Consider the following 16064-nt stretch of genomic DNA (forward strand, 5'->3'; position numbering starts at 1 on the left):
GTGAGCGTGCGACTGCGCGAGATGCGCTGGTGGGACATCGACCGGGTCCTGGAGCTGGAGAAGGACCTGTTCCCCGAGGACGCCTGGTCCCGGGGCATGTTCTGGTCCGAGCTGGCCCACTCCCGGGGCGCCGAGGCGACCCGCCGCTATCTGGTCGCCGAGGGGGAGGGCGGGATCGTCGGGTACGCGGGCCTCGCCTCGTCCGGCGACCAGGCCGACGTGCAGACCATCGCCGTCGCCCGCGAGCTGCAGGGCACCGGCCTCGGCGGGCGGCTGCTGGCCGAACTGCTGCGCGCGGCGACCGCGTTCGAGTGCCACGAGGTGATGCTGGAGTGCCGGGTCGACAACGTCCGCGCCCAGAAGCTCTACGAGCGCTACGGCTTCGAGCCCATCGGCTTCCGGCGCGGCTACTACCAGCCGGGCAACGTGGACGCGCTCGTGATGCGCCTGATCACCGACCAAGCGACCGAAGAGAAGAACCATGGCTGACTCACGCGACGAGCCTCTCGTACTCGGCATCGAGACCTCCTGCGACGAGACCGGCGTCGGCATCGTCCGGGGCACCACCCTGCTGGCGGACGCCGTGGCCTCCAGCGTCGACGAGCACGCCCGCTTCGGCGGTGTCGTCCCGGAAGTGGCCTCCCGCGCCCACCTGGAGGCGATGGTCCCCACCATCGACCGCGCGCTGAAGGAGGCGGGCGTCTCGGCGAAGGACCTCGACGGCATCTCCGTGACCGCGGGCCCCGGCCTCGCGGGCGCCCTCCTCGTCGGCGTCTCGGCGGCCAAGGCGTACGCCTACGCCCTGGGCAAGCCCCTGTACGGCGTCAACCACCTCGCCTCGCACATCTGCGTCGACCAGCTGGAGCACGGCCCGCTGCCCGAGCCGACCATGGCCCTGCTGGTCTCCGGCGGCCACTCCTCGCTGCTGCTGTCGTCGGACATCACCTCCGACGTACGGCCCATGGGCGCGACCATCGACGACGCGGCGGGCGAGGCCTTCGACAAGATCGCCCGCGTGCTAAACCTGGGCTTCCCCGGCGGCCCGGTCATCGACCGGTACGCGCGCGAGGGCGACCCGACGGCGATCGCCTTCCCGCGCGGCCTGACCGGCTCGCGCGACCCGGCCTACGACTTCTCCTTCTCCGGCCTGAAGACGGCCGTGGCCCGCTGGATCGAGGCCAGGCGCGCGGCCGGCGAGGAGGTCCCGGTCCGCGACGTGGCCGCCTCCTTCCAGGAGGCCGTCGTGGACGTCCTCACCCGCAAGGCGGTCCGCGCCTGCAAGGACGAGGGCGTCGACCACCTGATGATCGGCGGCGGTGTCGCGGCCAACTCCCGGCTGCGCGCCCTCGCCCAGGAGCGCTGCGAGGCCGCCGGGATCCGGCTGCGCGTCCCGCGTCCCAAGCTGTGCACGGACAACGGCGCGATGGTGGCGGCCCTCGGCGCCGAGATGGTCGCGCGGGGCCGTGCCGCCTCCGGCTGGGACCTGTCGGCCGACTCCTCCCTGCCGGTGACCGACCCGCACGTGCCCGGTCAGGAGCACGGCCATGACCACGATCATGTGCACGAGGTCAGCAAGGAGAACCTGTACTCGTGACGGTCGCGCTGATGTGGGAGGCCCGGGCCGTCGCCGGCCGGGGCGAGGAGCTGCTGGCCTGGGTACGTGAACAGCCGCTCGCCGCCGAGCCGTTGCGCCGGGAGACCCTCCGGGCGCCGCAGGACCGGGTGCTGGTCATCACGTGGTGGGACGCGCCGTACGCCGCCGAGCTGCCCGAACTGCCGGAGCCGGACACGGAGTTGGTGACCCGGGGCGTGCACCGCTGGCGGTTCGAAGCGGTGGCCGGGGGCTGAGGTTGAGAGGCCCGGCCGGAATGCGCTATGATCATCACACAGCGAACGGCCGGGAACCGGAAACGGAAACCGACCCGGACGCAGTGCGTTGGTGGTCCAAGGAAAGACGTCCCGCTTCCTGCGGGGAGATGCAGGTGCAAGGCCTGCCCGGCGCTCCACACGAAGTCCCGCCTCGGGTTCCGAGGCGGGACTTCGGCGTTACCGGTGCCCGGCCCGCTGCGGCCGCGACGCCTGCGCCTCAGGGGTCGCCGGAACCGCAGCCCGCCGTTCCTTCAGATGCGCGTACGCCATCAGGCCGAACAGCACGGCCAGCAGCACCGCCGAGGAACCGGCCGTACCCAGGTCGAGCCCGCCCTTGGCGACCGGCTTGGTCAGCAGGTCGCCGGCCGTGGCGCCGAGCGGGCGGGTCAGGACGAACGCGATCCAGAAGAGCAGGACGTTCGGCACCGCCGGGACCTTCATCAGGGCGACGAGGAGCAGCAGGAGGCCGGTCACCAGCGAGGCACCGCCCAGGTAGCCGAGGCCCGAGCTGTCGGACAGGAAGTCGCCCATCGAGGTGCCGAGCGTGTTGGAGACCAGGATCGCCGACCAGAACAGGGCCTCGCCGTGGAACGTGACGATCTCGGTGATCTGGAAGGTCATCCCGCTCAGCTTCCAGCCGAGGAAGATCAGCAGCAGGAGGGAGATCAGGATCGCGGCGCCCTCCGGGTAGCCGAGGCCGAGGCCCTGTGGGCCCCAGCCGAGCGATGTGGCGCCGCCGGAAAGGTACTTGGCGCTGTCGTCCCGGTTCATGAAGTCGGACATGGTGGTGCCGGCCATGGAGGTCGACAGGATCACGGTCCAGTAGAAGAACGGGTTGTAGCGCGTCGAGCGGAGCTGGATCACCAGCGTCACCACGAAGACCGCGAACAGGGCGATCGTGGTGAGGAAGTAGCCGAGCTTCAGGGTCTGGGCGAACAGGTCGCCCGCGGTCTCGCCCAGGGTCGTCGCCGCGATCTTCATGATCCAGAACGCGAGGGTGACCTCGGGCAGCTTCTTCATGACGGACTTCGCCGTCGAAGGCGTCGTCGAAGGCATCGTTGTCAAGGGTGCTCCTGTGGGGGGAGTCGAGTGCGGCCCGACCCTCCCAGGGGCAACATGAACGCTTCCTGAACACGCGCGGCACAGGGCTTGCTTTTTGCCAATGTTCGCGCTGTTCGCTCACGCCCCGTCGCACAGGACCTCACGGCATGGGACTCCCGTCCGGCTCTGCTGGGCTCATACGATCCCGGGCATGAAACCTTCGAAGCCCGCAGAGAGCCAGACGGCGACCCTCGCCGAAATCGCCCGTGAGGCCGGGGTGTCCGCCCCGACTGTTTCGAAGGTCCTCAACGGCCGCGCCGATGTCGCCCCGGCGACCCGCACCCGCGTCGAGGAACTGCTGCGTGCCCACGGCTACCGGCGCCGGCGCGCCGAGGCGTCCCGCTCCCCGCTGATCGACCTGGTCTTCCACGAGCTGGAGAGCGCCTGGGCGATGGAGGTCATCCGGGGCGTGGAGAACGTGGCCCGGGACGCCGGGCTGAGCGTCGTGCTGTCGGAGTCGGCCGGGCGCCTCACCCCGGGCCGGACCTGGGCCGACCAGGTCGCCGCGCGCCGCCCGCACGGCGTGGTCCTCGTGCTGTCCGGGCTCGACGAGTCCCAGCGGGCGCTGCTGACCAGCCGGTCCATCCCGTTCGTGGTGATGGATCCGGCCGGCGACCCGGGCCCCGACGTGCCCTCCATCGGCGCCACCAACTGGCAGGGCGGCCTCGCCGCCACCCGCCACCTGGTCGAACTCGGCCACACCCGGATCGGCGCGATCAGCGGCCCGTCCCGGATGATGTGCAGCCGCGCCCGGGTCGACGGCTACCGGGCCGCGCTGGAGACGGCCGGCCTGCCCGTCGATCCCTCGCTGATCGTGGGCGGCGACTTCCACCACGACGCCGGCTACCGGCTCGGCCTGGAGCTGCTGCGCCGCCCCGACCGGCCCACCGCCGTCTTCGCGGGCAACGACCTCCAGGCGCTCGGCCTGTACGAGGCCGCCCGCGAGCTGGGGCTGCGCATCCCGGAGGACCTCAGTGTGGTCGGCTTCGACGATCTGCCGGTGGCCCGCTGGGTGGGTCCGCCGCTGACGACCGTACGGCAGCCGCTGACCGAGATGGCCGAGGCGGCCGCCCGGCTGGTGCTGGAGCTGGGGCGCGAGCAGCAGGAGCGGACGGCGACACGGGTGGAGCTGGCGACGAGCCTGGTGGTGCGGTCGAGCACGGATGCGCCTGCGGCGGTCTAGCGCCGCCTGCTCCGAATTGAGTCGGTCATGTGGCCAAAACATGCGGGATGAGAATTTCCGAAGAAAACCGACTCCCACCGCTTCTGCTAACAGTCCCCTAATAATTCGGACTTACGTTCCTGTGCCGTGACGCGACACGAGGGGCACGGCGAGCAGGACGACACGGGCGGACGAGGTGGCCGGCGGCCGAGGGTGCCGAAGATCGTCGGCCTCGCTCTGGCGGGGGTGCTGGTGCTGGGCGGGGGGACCGTCGGCTGGGCGTACTGGCATCTCGACCACAACATCAGGAGCGTCGACATCAACGGCGCGCTGGGCGACGACCGCCCCGCCAGGCCGATGACCATCCCGTCCCCCTCGGCCTCCGCCTCCCCGCTGCCGTCCGGCTCCCTGAACATCCTGGTCCTCGGCTCGGACTCGCGCAGCGGCAGCGCCAACCGGAAGCTGGGCGGCGGCGACAGCTCGGGCGCCCGCTCGGACACGGCGATGGTCGTGCACATCGACGCGGGCCGGACCCGGGCCACCGTGGTCAGCATCCCGCGCGACACCCTCGTCACCCGCCCGTCCTGCCCGCTGTCCGCGGGCCGGTCCACGGCGGTGGCGTACGGCGCGATGTTCAACACCGCCTACGAGGTGGGCGGGCCGGTGTGCGCCGTGAAGACCGTCGAGTCGATCACCGGCGTCCGCATGGACCACTTCATGGAGGCCGACTTCTCCGGCTTCGCCAAGCTGGTGGACGCCCTCGGCGGGGTCGACGTCACCACCGGCCAGGACATCCACGACGCCGACAGCCACCTCGACCTCGCCGCCGGCGCCCACCACCTCGACGGCACGCAGGCCCTGGCCCTCGCCCGCACCCGGCACGGCATAGGCGACGGCAGCGATCTCGGCCGGATAGGGCTCCAGCAGAAGCTGGTCAAGGCCCTGCTGCAGCAGATGGCGAGCACCAGCCTGCTCACCGACCCGGCCCGGCTCTACCGGGTCGCCGACGCGGCCACCGCCGGCCTCACCACGGACACCGGCCTCGGCTCCCTGAACGCGCTGATGAGCCTCGGCGAGAGCCTGAAGGCCCTGACCGCCGACCATGTGACGACGGTGATGATGCCGGTCGTCACGGCCCCCTCCGACCCCAACCGGGTGATCGCGAAGGAACCGGCGGCGAGCGCGCTGTGGGCGTCCCTGCGCTGAAGAAAAATATTTCCGGAGGTGTGTCGATCCCGGGTCCCGCCGTTCGACGCATGGGTGAGTGGCGGGGACGGACCCCACCACCCGGACCGAAGGAGTCACCATGCCCCGCTATCTGTCGATCGTGCACATCGACGAGTCCACCGCTCCCGCCGGCCCCAGCGAGGAGCTGATGGGACGGATGGGCGAGCTGATCGAGGAGATCACCAAGGCCGGCGTGATGCTGGAGACCGCCGGGCTGACCCCCGCCGCCCAGGGCACCACCGTGCGCTGGCAGGGCGGGAAGCTGTCCGTCACCGACGGGCCGTTCACCGAGTCCAAGGAGGTCGTCGGCGGCTACGCGATCATGCAGTGCAAGGACAAGGCCGAGGCCGTCGAGTGGACCAAGCGGTTCCTGAAGGTGCACGAGGACTACTGGACCGTCTCGTGCGAGGTGCGGGAGATCGCCGAGGGCTGAGTGTTCGCTGGCCCTGCGGCATCGAGGGGTGTTGCATGGTGGGCTGTGGAAGCACAGCCCACCCCGGCACGGCACGGCACCCCGGACCCCGCCGCGGCGCACGCCATCGAGACCGTCTTCCGGCTGGAGTCCCCGCGTGTCGTCGCGGGCGTGGCCCGGATCGTCCGGGACGTCGGCATCGCCGAGGAGCTGACCCAGGACGCCCTGGTCGCAGCCCTGGAGCGGTGGTCCCGGGACGGTGTGCCCGACAACCCGGGCGCCTGGCTCATGGCCACCGCCCGGCACCGCGCCGTCGACCTGATCCGGCGCCGCGAGACCTACGCCCGCAAGCTCGCCGAGATCGGCCGGGACCTGGCGACGACGGTGCCGCCCGAGGAGCCGGCCGACCCGGACGACATCGACGACGACCTGCTCCGGCTCGTCTTCACCACCTGCCACCCGGTGCTGTCCCCGCAGGCCCGCACCGCGCTCACCCTGCGCCTCGTCGGCGGCCTGACCACGGCCGAGATCGCCCGCGCCTACCTGGTGCCGGAACCGACGATCGCCCAGCGCGTCGTCCGCGCCAAGCGGACGCTCGCCACGAAGAACGTCGCCTTCGAGCTGCCGTACGGCCCCGACCGCGAGGCCCGCCTCGGCTCGGTCCTGGACGTCATCTACCTGATCTTCAACGAGGGGTACGCGGCGACCGTCGGCGACGACTGGCTGCGCCCCGGCCTGTGCGAGGACGCGCTGCGGCTGGCCCGCGTCCTGTCCGCCCTGATGCCCAAGGAACCGGAGGTGCACGGCCTGACCGCGCTGCTGGAGTTCCAGGCGTCCCGCACGGCCGCCCGCACCGGCCCGGAGGGCGAACCGGTCCTGCTGGCGCAGCAGAACCGCCGCCGCTGGAACCGGCGCCTCATCGCCCGCGGCATCCACGCCCTCGACCGCGCCACCGCGTCGGGCGCCCCGGGCCCGTACGCCCTCCAGGCGGCCATCGCCGCGTGCCACGCGCACGCGTACCGCTACGAGGACACCGACTGGCGCGCCATCGCCACCCTGTACGCGCTGCTGGCGGCCCGTGCCCCGTCCCCCGTGGTCGAACTGAACCGCGCGGTCGCCGTGTCGATGGCCGACGGCCCGGCGGAGGGACTGCGGCTGGTCGACGCCCTGACCGCCGACCCCGCCCTGCGCGACTACCACCTGCTCCCCAGCGTCCGCGCCGACCTCCTGGCCCGCCTCGGCCGCACGACGGAGGCCCGCGAGGAGTTCACCCGGGCGGCGGCCCTGGCACGCAACGAGAAGGAGCGGGAACTGCTGCTGCGCCGGGCCGCCGAACTGCCGTGACGGAGCGGGCCCGCAGACGATCGACGGCGCATCCCGGCACTTCCGGCGGAGCGCTCAGGCGGGGTGCCCCACGAGCATCGTCGGTGCGCCCGCCACCCGGGTCAGGAACACCGTCGCCGCGTTCGGCCCCTGCGGCTTCACCTTCTTGCGCAGTTCCTCCGGCTCGACCGCCGACCCGCGCTTCTTCACGGTCAGCGTGCCGACCTCGCGTTCACGCAGCAGGGCCTTCAACTTCTTGACGTTGAAGGGGAGTTGGTCGGTGATCTCGTAGGCGGTGGCGTACGGGGTCGGGCGCCGCTCGTCGGCGGTGACGTACGCGATGGTGGGGTCGAGCAGACCTCCGGCCAGGTCCTGCGCGACCTCGGCGACCAGATGCGCGCGGATCACGGCGCCGTCGGGCTCGTACAGGTACCGCCCCACCGGCCGGACGTCCGGGTCGGGCAGCCCGCGGCCCAGCAGCGTGCGCGGGCCGGGCAGCAGGGTGGCCCGTACGGCGCCCGGCGCGCCGGTGCCGAACCACAGCACCGCCTCCTTCACGTCCCCGCCGTCGGAGATCCACTCGGCCTCCGCCTCGGCGGGAACCGCCTCGTGCGGGATGCCCGGGGCGATCTTCAGAGCGGCGCGGGGAGCCGTACGGGCCGCGCCGACCGCCCAGGACAGGGGCGGCGAGTACGCCTCCGGGTCGAAGATGCGGCCGCGGCCGCTCCGCCTCGCCGGGTCCACGAACACCGCGTCGTACCCGCTCGTGTCCACCTCCGTGACGTCGGCCTCGCGGACCTCGATCAGCTCGGCGAGGCCCAGCGCCTCGGCGTTCGCGCGGGCCGTGGCCGCCGTCACCGGGTCCCGGTCCACGGCGAGCACCCGGATCCCGGCCCGGGCCAGCGCGATCGCGTCCCCGCCGATCCCGCAGCACAGGTCGGCGACGCAGGTCACGCCGAGCGCCGTGAACCGCTCGGCGCGGTACGCCGCCACGCCGGCCCGCGTCGACTGCTCGACCCCGTTCGGCGTGAAGAACATCCGCCCCGCGTCCGCCGCCCCGAACTTCGCCGCCGCCCGCTGCCGCAGCCGGGCCTGGCCGAGCGCGGCCGACACCAGCTCGGCCGGGTGGTCGCGGCGCAGCCGGGTGGCGACGGCGAGTTCGTCCGCCGGTGCGGTGTCGCGCACCTCGTCGAGGAGGGCGCGGCCTTCGGGGGTGAGCAGGAGAGCGAGGTCGTTCACCGGGTCATTGTGGGCCAGTCGGTGGACGGCGCGCCTGCGGCGGCGGTGTCGGCCGGGGATCCGGGGGCGGTCCTGGGAGGATCCGGCGTCATGCGAGCAGTCGTACAAAACGATAAGAATTGGTCGCACTGCGGACGTCCCGGACTCGGCTGCGGAGCCGCCGCCCTGGCCTGCGCCGCCCTCCTCTCCGGCTGCGCCGGCCCCGCCGAGACCCGTCCCGTCGAGATTCGCCCCGCCGTGACCCGCCCCGCCCCCAGCGGCCGGGGCGGCCCCGAACAGGCCCTGGGCGCCCGGGCCCGGCAGGCCGCCGAGCACGCCCGCCTCGTCGCCGCCGCCAAGCGCTGGGGCCTGAACGGGGTCCCGCTGGCGCCCCCGCCACCGCCCAGGGTGAAGCCGGAGATCAGGGCCCGGGCCGGCTTCGAGGTGAAACACCAGGTGGACTGGGACCTGCCCCCGGTCTTCACCACGATCCCCACCGACCGGAAGATCGTCTTCCTCACGATCGACGACGGCTCGGAGAAGGACCCCCGCTTCCTGCGCATGATGCGGGACCTGAAGATCCCGTACACCGCCTTCCTCAGCAACTACCTGGTGAAGGACGACTACGGCTACTTCCGCACCATGCAGGCCGAGGGCCACACCCTCGACAACCACACCCTGCACCACCCCTACCTGCCGGGCCTGTCCTACGAGGACCAGAAGGCCGAGATCTGCGGCATGCAGGAGATCATGAAGAAGCAGTTCGGCAAGGCGCCCACCGTCATGCGCTTCCCGTACGGCAACTACAACCAGGACAGCCTGCGCGCCGCCAAGGCCTGCGGCATCAGGTACGCGCCGATCTGGAACGAGGAGGTGTACGTCGACCACTGGGAGTACCGCGAGGACGACCAGAAGCTGCGCCGCGGCGACATCGTCCTCACCCACTTCCGCGGCCGCTCCGAGTGGAACGGCACGATGGTCGACGACATGCGCCGCTTCCTGAACAAGGTCACCCGCGAGGGCTACGCCGTGGCCCGCCTGGAGGACTACCTGTGACGCGCGGGAGGAGCCCCTGGGCCCCGCCCCACCGGCGAACTCCCGTGCCCGGCCCCGTGTCCGGCCCTGTGCCCGGCGGTGCCCCCGCCCGCCGCGCGCGCCGGGCGCTGAGCGCCGCGCTCCTCCTCCCCGCGCTCCTCCTCGCGGGCTGCGCGCAGTCCGTCGACCCCATCGAACGCCTCGGCCGCAAGGCCGCCGAAGAGGTCCGGCCGCACGCCCCGCACGGCCCCGCCACGGACCGGCGCTACCGCCACTGGGGCCTCACCGAGCCCCTCGCCCGCCCGCCCCGGCCGGACGCCCACACCCTCGCCCTGAGCCCGCACAGCGCCGGCCGCTCCCTGCCCCGGGTCATGGACCACGTCCCCACCAGTGACCCGGTCGTCTTCCTCACCTACGACGACGGCGCCGACAAGGACCCCCGCTTCGTCGACATGGTCCGCGAACTGCGGCTGCCGGTCAGCATGTTCCTCACCGACAGCGTGGCCGGCCCCCGGTACGACCACTTCGCCCGGCTGCGCGCGCTGGGCGCAGGCATCCAGAACCACACCCTCGACCACCGCGTCCTGGCCGGACTGCCGTACGCGAGCCAGCGCGCCGAGATCTGCGGCCAGCAGGACCGCCTCCAGTCCCGGCTCGGCCTGCGCCCCCGCCTCTTCCGCCCGCCCTACGGCTCCTACGACACGACCACCCTGCGCGCCGCCACCGACTGCGGCATCTCCGCGTTCGTCCTGTGGCGCGCCGCCATGACCCCGGCCGACCTGGCCTACAGCCGGGGCGAGCACCGCCTTCGCCCCGGTGACATCGTCCTGGTCGGGCCGGACGAGACGACGGGCCGGACCCTGCGGGACCGCACGATCAGGGTGCTGCGCAGGGCCCAGCAGCGGGGGCTGACGGTGGGGCGGCTGGAGGACTACCTGTAGCCGCTCCCGGAAGCGGTCGCGGGGGCCGTCCGGGACCTTCGTCCGGCCGACGCGCCGCACGGATTAGCAGTCCGCTTGACCGAGTGCTAATCGCGGTCATAGTCTCGGCTCTGGCACTCGACGCGTGAGAGTGCCAAACACGCGACGGGCAGGTCCGGCACCCGCGACGACGGATCCACCTGGTCGCCACCTCAGACAGTTAACCCCGTGAGATCTCCGAAGGGGGAGGTCGGATCGTGACGACCACCAGCTCCAAGGTTGCCATCAAGCCGCTTGAGGACCGCATCGTGGTCCAGCCGCTCGACGCCGAGCAGACCACCGCCTCTGGCCTGGTCATCCCGGACACCGCGAAGGAGAAGCCCCAGGAGGGCGCCGTCCTCGCCGTGGGTCCGGGCCGCTTCGAGAACGGCGAGCGTCTTCCGCTCGACGTCAAGGTCGGCGACGTCGTCCTGTACAGCAAGTACGGCGGCACCGAGGTGAAGTACAACGGCGAGGAGTTCCTCGTCCTCTCGGCTCGCGACGTGCTCGCGATCATCGAGAAGTAATCACTTCGAGCATTCCTTTGCTCCTGAGCTGCGCCCCTGGCCCCCGCGACCGATAAGAAGCCGGGCGCCCGGGGCGCAGCTTTTTTCACCCACAGATTTCCGAGAGGGCTTCCGCTGTCATGGCGAAGATTCTGAAGTTCGACGAGGACGCCCGTCGCGCCCTTGAGCGCGGCGTCAACAAGCTGGCCGACACGGTGAAGGTGACGATCGGCCCCAAGGGCCGCAACGTCGTCATCGACAAGAAGTTCGGCGCCCCCACCATCACCAACGACGGTGTCACGATCGCCCGCGAGGTCGAGATCGAGGACCCGTACGAGAACCTCGGCGCGCAGCTGGTGAAGGAGGTGGCGACCAAGACCAACGACATCGCGGGTGACGGCACCACCACCGCCACCGTGCTCGCCCAGGCGCTGGTGCGCGAGGGCCTGAAGAACGTCGCCGCCGGCGCCTCCCCGGCCTCCCTGAAGAAGGGCATCGACGCCGCCGTCAAGGCCGTCTCCGACGAGCTGCTGGCCACGGCCCGCCCGATCGACGAGAAGTCCGACATCGCGGCCGTCGCCGCGCTGTCCGCCCAGGACCAGCAGGTCGGCGAGCTGATCGCCGAGGCGATGGACAAGGTCGGCAAGGACGGTGTCATCACCGTCGAGGAGTCCAACACCTTCGGTCTGGAGCTGGACTTCACCGAGGGCATGGCCTTCGACAAGGGCTACCTGTCGCCGTACTTCGTGACGGACCAGGAGCGCATGGAGGCCGTCCTGGAGGACCCCTACATCCTCATCAACCAGGGCAAGATCTCCTCCATCCAGGACATGCTGCCGCTGCTGGAGAAGGTCATCCAGGCCGGAGCCTCCAAGCCGCTGCTGATCATCGCCGAGGACGTCGAGGGCGAGGCCCTGTCGACCCTGGTCGTCAACAAGATCCGCGGCACCTTCAACGCGGTCGCGGTCAAGGCCCCCGGCTTCGGCGACCGCCGCAAGGCGATGCTCCAGGACATGGCCGTCCTCACGGGCGCCACCGTCATCTCCGAGGAGGTCGGCCTCAAGCTCGACCAGGCCGGCCTGGACGTGCTGGGCTCCGCCCGCCGCGTGACGGTCACCAAGGACGACACCACCATCGTCGACGGCTCCGGCAAGACCGAGGACGTCCACGGCCGCGTCGCCCAGATCAAGGCCGAGATCGAGAACACCGACTCCGACTGGGACCGCGAGAAGCTCCAGGAGCGCCTCGCGAAGCTGGCCGGCGGCGTGTGCGTGATCAAGGTCGGCGCCGCCACCGAGGTGGAGCTGAAGGAGAAGAAGCACCGTCTGGAGGACGCCATCTCCGCGACCCGCGCCGCGGTCGAGGAGGGCATCGTCTCCGGTGGTGGCTCCGCCCTGGTCCACGCCTCCAAGGTCCTGGAGGGCAACCTCGACAAGACCGGCGACGAGGCCACCGGTGTCGCGGTCGTCCGCAACGCCGTGGTCGAGCCGCTGCGCTGGATCGGCGAGAACGCCGGCCAGGAGGGCTACGTCATCGTCTCCAAGGTCAAGGACCTGGAGAAGGGGCAGGGCTACAACGCCGCCACCGGCGAGTACGGCGACCTGGTCAAGGCCGGCGTCATCGACCCGGTGAAGGTCACCCGCTCCGCCCTGGAGAACGCCGCCTCCATCGCCTCCCTGCTGCTCACGACCGAGACCCTGGTCGTCGAGAAGAAGGAAGAGGAGCCGGAGGCCGCGGGCCACGGTCACAGCCACGGCCACGCCCACTGAGGCAAGCACCCGTCAGCGAAGGCCCGGCACCCCGGAAGGGGAGCCGGGCCTTCGCCCTGTCCGCCCCCGCGCGGGGCTACTGCTCCAACTCGTCCAGCGCGCCCAGCTGCTGCATCAGCCCCAGTGTGTCGTGCTGCCACCAGGTCTCGGCGATCTTGCCGTCGGCGCCGAACCGGAACACCGTCGTCCCGCTCATGACGACCTGCCGCCCGGTCGGCGCGATCCCCAGGAACTCGCCCTTGTGCGTGGCGTTCCCGGTCCAGCGCGCGCAGGCCCGCTCGTCCTGCACGAGCAGGTCCTCGATCGTGAACGTGAGGTCGAAGCCCGTGCGCCACATCCGGACCTCGGCGCGGAAGTTGTCCAGCCCCAGGGTGTCCTGCGGGTTGATCGGGTCGTGGCTGTGGATGTCCTCGTCCAACAGGTCGTTGAGCGGCGGCAGTTCACCCGGAGCCGTCAGCGCCGCGAAGAACCGCCGCACGGTCTCCTCGGCCGGCCGGTCGTCCCGCACGACGTCCAGGTCCGTGAACGTCGGCATCCCGTCGCACAGGGCGAGGATCCCCTGGAAGACCCGGTCGGTCTCCGGGAGGTTCGAGTTCCGCATCGCCTCCTCGTACGACGGGAACTCCACGAACTCCACGACGTGCGACGCGTCCGAGCGGTCCTTGCCGACCAGCGCGTGCGTCGCCGTCCGCCGTCCCTTGGTCTGCGCGACCCAGTCGTCCATGAGCCGGTTCATCTCGTCCAGCCGGCTCGTCCTGCACTCGATGAGTTGTACGAAGGTCATGACGCCGCCTCCCGGCCCCCCTGGCCCGGTTTCCGTCACGCCCATTTTCGCCCCGTTCTCACACCGGGGCGACGGCGTCGTCCGTGCTCGCCCGGGGGCTACTGCGGTCCGTACTTGCGCCCCGTCTTCGAGGTGATCCCGCCCAGCAGCGCCCGGGGCGTGACCTTCACCAGGCCCATCAGCGCCTTGTACCTCGGGTCGGGGATCGACAGCGACCTGCCGCGCGCCAGATCGGCCAGGGCCGCCGCGACCAGCTTGTCGGCGTCCAGCCACATCCAGCCCGGGATGTTGTCCGTGCCCATCCCGGCCCGCTCGTGGAACTCGGTGCGCACGAAGCCGGGGCACAGGGCCATCAGCCGCACCCCGCTGCCGGCCAGGTCCCTGGCCGCCCCCTGGGTGAACTGCACGACCCAGGCCTTGGAGGCGCCGTAGGTGCCGCGCGGCACGAAGGCGGCCACGGAGGCGACGTTGACGATGCCGCCCCGGTGCCGCTCGCGCATCGCCTCGGCCGCCGCCGACGTCAGCCGGAGCACCGCCTCGCAGTGCACCTTGAGCATCTTCAGCTCGTCGGCCATGGACACGTCGAGGTAGCGTCCCTTGTTGCCGAAGCCGGCGTTGTTGACCAGCAGGTCGACCGGGTGCTTCCGGTCGCCCAGCCGGTCCGCCACCGACTCGATGCCCTTGTCCTCGGACAGGTCGGCGCTCAGCACCTCGACCTCGATGCCGTGCCGGTCGTGCAACTCGGTGGCCTGCTCGCGCAGCCGCTTGGCGTCCCGCGCCACCAGGACGAGGTCATGCCCTTCCGCCGCCAGCCGCCGCGCGAACGCGGCGCCGATCCCCGCGGTCGATCCCGTAATCAGAGCCGTTGTCATGGCCCAAGGGTAGTGACCCGGACCGACAGCCTCCGCTGCCCCGGGCCCCGTGCGGGAACCGGGGTGACAGCCGCTCAGCCCCGCTGCTGCGCCACGTACTTGCGCGCCTGCGCCAGGGCCTCCGCGTGCAGCGCGCCGCCCGCCGCGAGCAGCCGCGGCAGCAGCTCCCGCTCGGTGGTGGTCGCGCGGAACTCCATCGCCGCCGTCACCCCGTGGTCCGGGCGGTGCACGATCTCGACCGGATCGCCCGAGCGGATCTCACCCGGTTCGATCACCCGGAGGTAGGCCCCCGTCACGGCCTTCCGGGTGAATCTCCTGACCCAGCTGCGCTCGCCCAGATGGCCCTGGAACGTACGGCACGGAATCCGGCCCGAGGTCACCTCCAGGACCAGCTCGGCGCCGACCCGCCAGCGCTCGCCGATCAGCGCCCCGGAGACGTCCAGCCCGCGCGTCGTCAGGTTCTCCCCGAAGCAACCGTTGGCCAAAGATCTGCCGAGTTCGCGCTCCCAGTCGTCGAGGTCCTCGCGGGCGAACGCGTACACCGCCTGCTCGTCCCCGCCGTGATGGCGCAGGTCGCACACCGCGTCCCCGGCGAGCCCGCTCGCGCCGGTCCCCTTGGGGCCCGGCGCCGCCACCCGAACCGGACCGTCGGCCGGCTTCTTGTCGATGCCCGTCACGCCCTGCGCCTGGTCCGTGTACGGCACCGGCTGCGGGCGGCCCAGATTGACCGTGAGGACTTTCATGCACATACGGTACGGGAGGTCATCTCAAAGCGTCGAGCGAATATCGGGCGCGATCTCCAAGCGGGGCTTATACTTGGAGGGTGATAGAAGCCCGCCATCTCCGTGTCCTGCGCGCCGTCGCCGCCACCGGTTCCTTCTCGGCGGCGGGGCGCGAACTGGGCTGCACCCAGCCCGCCGTCAGCCAGCAGATGAAGGCCCTGGAGACCTCGGTCGGCACCCCGCTCCTGGTCCGCACCGGCCGCGAGATGCGCCTGACCCAGGCCGGCGAGGCCCTCGTCCGGCACGCCTCCGGCATCCTCGCCGGGCTCACCGCCGCCGAGGAGGAGGTCGCCGCCATCGCCGGCCTGCGCGCCGGCCGGGTCCGGCTGGTCTCCTTCCCGAGCGGCAGCTCCACCCTGGTCCCCACCGCCCTGGCCGCCCTGCGCGCCGCCCACCCCGGCACCCGCGTCTCCCTGGAGGAGGCCGAGCCCCCGAAGTCGGTCGAGCTGCTCCGCGAGGGCGACTGCGACCTGGCCCTGGCCTTCCGCTACGCCGGCGCGGCCGCCGCCGAGGACTGGGACGACCTCGTCGTACGGCCCCTGCTGACGGACCGGCTGGTCGCGCTCGTGCCCGAGCGGCACCGCCTCGCGCGCGCGGAGAGCGTCGCCATCGGCGAGCTGGCCCAGGAACCCTGGATCGCGGGCTGCCCGCGCTGCCGGGGCCAGCTGGTCGAGGTGTGCGAGGGGGCCGGCTTCACCCCGCGCATCGACTTCGCCACCGACGACTACCCGGCGGTGGTCGGTCTGGTCGGCGCGGGCCTCGGCGTGGCCGTACTGCCGCAGCTCGCGGTGGAGTCGGTCCGGCCGAGGGGCGTGCGCACGGTCCGGCTGGAGCCGGCGGTACGGCGCGAGATCGTCGCCCTCACACTGCCCGACCTGGCCCAGGTGCCGGCCGTGGCGGCGACCCTGGAGCAACTGGCCCGTGTGTCCCTGCGCGCACAGGGGCACACACAGGGGCACGAGGGCACGCCCGCGCGCGCGTAAGCGGCGCGACGGCACCGGTCACGGGCACGCGCGTGGGTGCCCGGAATAGTTGAAGAAACGTT

The 16064-nt window shown here is 71.9% G+C and carries 17 protein-coding genes; 12 read left to right on the forward strand and 5 right to left on the reverse strand.

Translation table 11 applies throughout. The features are described 5' to 3' along the window. Positions 1–21 precede the first annotated feature (21 nt). From rimI to ACFC8N_RS28940, 3 genes are read left to right on the forward strand one after another with little or no spacing between them, the layout of a single operon-like run. Positions 22–489 (forward strand): ribosomal protein S18-alanine N-acetyltransferase, encoded by a 468-nt coding sequence (gene rimI / locus ACFC8N_RS28930; RefSeq protein WP_356033547.1) that lies wholly within the window; start codon positions 22–24, stop codon positions 487–489. Further along, a complete protein-coding gene (gene tsaD, locus ACFC8N_RS28935) occupies positions 482–1594 on the forward strand; it encodes a tRNA (adenosine(37)-N6)-threonylcarbamoyltransferase complex transferase subunit TsaD (protein WP_376291026.1) in 1113 nt (370 codons plus the stop codon). Before rimI ends, tsaD begins: the two co-directional genes overlap by 8 nt. Continuing rightward, positions 1591–1848: a hypothetical protein gene (locus ACFC8N_RS28940; protein WP_356033499.1), complete on the forward strand. Its 258-nt coding sequence runs from the start codon at positions 1591–1593 to the stop codon at positions 1846–1848. The genes tsaD and ACFC8N_RS28940 overlap by 4 nt, the downstream gene beginning before the upstream one ends. A gap of 198 nt (positions 1849–2046) precedes the next feature. Here ACFC8N_RS28940 and ACFC8N_RS28945 read toward each other — a convergent pair whose 3' ends face one another. Then, positions 2047–2925 carry a hypothetical protein gene (locus ACFC8N_RS28945; protein WP_376291028.1) on the reverse strand — a complete coding sequence of 293 codons (879 nt, stop codon included), beginning with the start codon at positions 2923–2925 and terminating at the stop codon, positions 2047–2049. A gap of 196 nt (positions 2926–3121) precedes the next feature. On the opposite strand from ACFC8N_RS28945, the gene ACFC8N_RS28950 reads away from it, so the two are divergent. The 4 genes from ACFC8N_RS28950 (at position 3122) to ACFC8N_RS28965 (ending at position 7115) form a co-directional block, all read left to right on the forward strand. Continuing rightward, positions 3122–4153, forward strand: a complete 1032-nt coding sequence (locus ACFC8N_RS28950) for a LacI family DNA-binding transcriptional regulator (protein ID WP_356033495.1) — start codon at positions 3122–3124, stop codon at positions 4151–4153. A 126-nt stretch (positions 4154–4279) separates the two neighbouring features. Beyond that, the gene (locus ACFC8N_RS28955; RefSeq protein ID WP_376291030.1) at positions 4280–5338 is read left to right on the forward strand and encodes an LCP family protein; all 1059 of its coding nucleotides are present in this window, start codon (positions 4280–4282) and stop codon (positions 5336–5338) included. 100 nt (positions 5339–5438) lie between these two features. Then, a complete protein-coding gene (locus ACFC8N_RS28960) occupies positions 5439–5792 on the forward strand; it encodes a YciI family protein (RefSeq protein ID WP_362818154.1) in 354 nt (117 codons plus the stop codon). Positions 5793–5837: 45 nt separating this feature from the next. Then, on the forward strand, positions 5838–7115 hold the full coding sequence (locus ACFC8N_RS28965; RefSeq protein WP_356033489.1) for an RNA polymerase sigma factor: 1278 nt from the start codon (positions 5838–5840) through the stop codon (positions 7113–7115). 54 nt (positions 7116–7169) lie between these two features. Here the strand turns inward: ACFC8N_RS28965 and ACFC8N_RS28970 are convergent, their stop codons facing one another. After that, positions 7170–8333: a class I SAM-dependent methyltransferase gene (locus ACFC8N_RS28970; protein ID WP_362818156.1), complete on the reverse strand. Its 1164-nt coding sequence runs from the start codon at positions 8331–8333 to the stop codon at positions 7170–7172. A 90-nt stretch (positions 8334–8423) separates the two neighbouring features. Here ACFC8N_RS28970 and ACFC8N_RS28975 point away from each other — a divergent pair, with 90 nt between their 5' ends. From ACFC8N_RS28975 to groL, 4 genes are all read left to right on the forward strand, one after another. Then, entirely contained in the window at positions 8424–9368 is a 945-nt protein-coding gene (locus ACFC8N_RS28975) for a polysaccharide deacetylase family protein (protein WP_356033485.1), read from the forward strand. Positions 9369–9424: 56 nt separating this feature from the next. After that, positions 9425–10288, forward strand: a complete 864-nt coding sequence (locus ACFC8N_RS28980; protein ID WP_376291033.1) for a polysaccharide deacetylase family protein — start codon at positions 9425–9427, stop codon at positions 10286–10288. 236 nt (positions 10289–10524) lie between these two features. After that, positions 10525–10833, forward strand: coding sequence for a co-chaperone GroES (gene groES, locus ACFC8N_RS28985; protein WP_057584642.1), 309 nt, complete (start codon positions 10525–10527; stop codon positions 10831–10833). Between the two features lie 119 nt (positions 10834–10952). Further along, on the forward strand, positions 10953–12581 hold the full coding sequence (gene groL, locus ACFC8N_RS28990) for a chaperonin GroEL (protein ID WP_356033481.1): 1629 nt from the start codon (positions 10953–10955) through the stop codon (positions 12579–12581). Between the two features lie 76 nt (positions 12582–12657). Here groL and ACFC8N_RS28995 read toward each other — a convergent pair whose 3' ends face one another. The 3 genes from ACFC8N_RS28995 to ACFC8N_RS29005 all read right to left on the reverse strand — a co-directional run bounded on the left by ACFC8N_RS28995 (position 12658) and on the right by ACFC8N_RS29005 (position 14980). Beyond that, positions 12658–13365: an ester cyclase gene (locus ACFC8N_RS28995; protein ID WP_376291037.1), complete on the reverse strand. Its 708-nt coding sequence runs from the start codon at positions 13363–13365 to the stop codon at positions 12658–12660. Positions 13366–13463: 98 nt separating this feature from the next. Continuing rightward, positions 13464–14237, reverse strand: a complete 774-nt coding sequence (locus ACFC8N_RS29000; RefSeq protein ID WP_356033477.1) for an SDR family oxidoreductase — start codon at positions 14235–14237, stop codon at positions 13464–13466. A gap of 74 nt (positions 14238–14311) precedes the next feature. Beyond that, on the reverse strand, positions 14312–14980 hold the full coding sequence (locus ACFC8N_RS29005) for an MOSC domain-containing protein (protein WP_376291039.1): 669 nt from the start codon (positions 14978–14980) through the stop codon (positions 14312–14314). An 80-nt stretch (positions 14981–15060) separates the two neighbouring features. Here ACFC8N_RS29005 and ACFC8N_RS29010 point away from each other — a divergent pair, with 80 nt between their 5' ends. After that, a complete protein-coding gene (locus ACFC8N_RS29010) occupies positions 15061–16002 on the forward strand; it encodes a LysR family transcriptional regulator (RefSeq protein WP_356033473.1) in 942 nt (313 codons plus the stop codon). Positions 16003–16064 lie beyond the last annotated feature (62 nt).

The organism is Streptomyces sp. NPDC055966 (genome assembly GCF_042269865.1).
In the GTDB taxonomy this organism is placed as follows: Bacteria; Actinomycetota; Actinomycetes; order Streptomycetales; family Streptomycetaceae; genus Streptomyces.

What these genes read in the sequence shown, in the direction of transcription:
- rimI (WP_356033547.1), top strand. Translation starts at nt 22, where the DNA reads ATGCGCTGGTGGGACATCGACCGGGTCCTGGAGCTGGAGAAGGACCTG.
- tsaD (WP_376291026.1), top strand. Translation starts at nt 482, where the DNA reads ATGGCTGACTCACGCGACGAGCCTCTCGTACTCGGCATCGAGACCTCC.
- ACFC8N_RS28945 (WP_376291028.1), bottom strand. Translation starts at nt 2,925, where the DNA reads ATGCCTTCGACGACGCCTTCGACGGCGAAGTCCGTCATGAAGAAGCTG.
- ACFC8N_RS28950 (WP_356033495.1), top strand. Translation starts at nt 3,122, where the DNA reads ATGAAACCTTCGAAGCCCGCAGAGAGCCAGACGGCGACCCTCGCCGAA.
- ACFC8N_RS28960 (WP_362818154.1), top strand. Translation starts at nt 5,439, where the DNA reads ATGCCCCGCTATCTGTCGATCGTGCACATCGACGAGTCCACCGCTCCC.
- ACFC8N_RS28975 (WP_356033485.1), top strand. Translation starts at nt 8,424, where the DNA reads ATGCGAGCAGTCGTACAAAACGATAAGAATTGGTCGCACTGCGGACGT.
- groL (WP_356033481.1), top strand. Translation starts at nt 10,953, where the DNA reads ATGGCGAAGATTCTGAAGTTCGACGAGGACGCCCGTCGCGCCCTTGAG.
- ACFC8N_RS28995 (WP_376291037.1), bottom strand. Translation starts at nt 13,365, where the DNA reads ATGACCTTCGTACAACTCATCGAGTGCAGGACGAGCCGGCTGGACGAG.
- ACFC8N_RS29000 (WP_356033477.1), bottom strand. Translation starts at nt 14,237, where the DNA reads ATGACAACGGCTCTGATTACGGGATCGACCGCGGGGATCGGCGCCGCG.
- ACFC8N_RS29005 (WP_376291039.1), bottom strand. Translation starts at nt 14,980, where the DNA reads ATGAAAGTCCTCACGGTCAATCTGGGCCGCCCGCAGCCGGTGCCGTAC.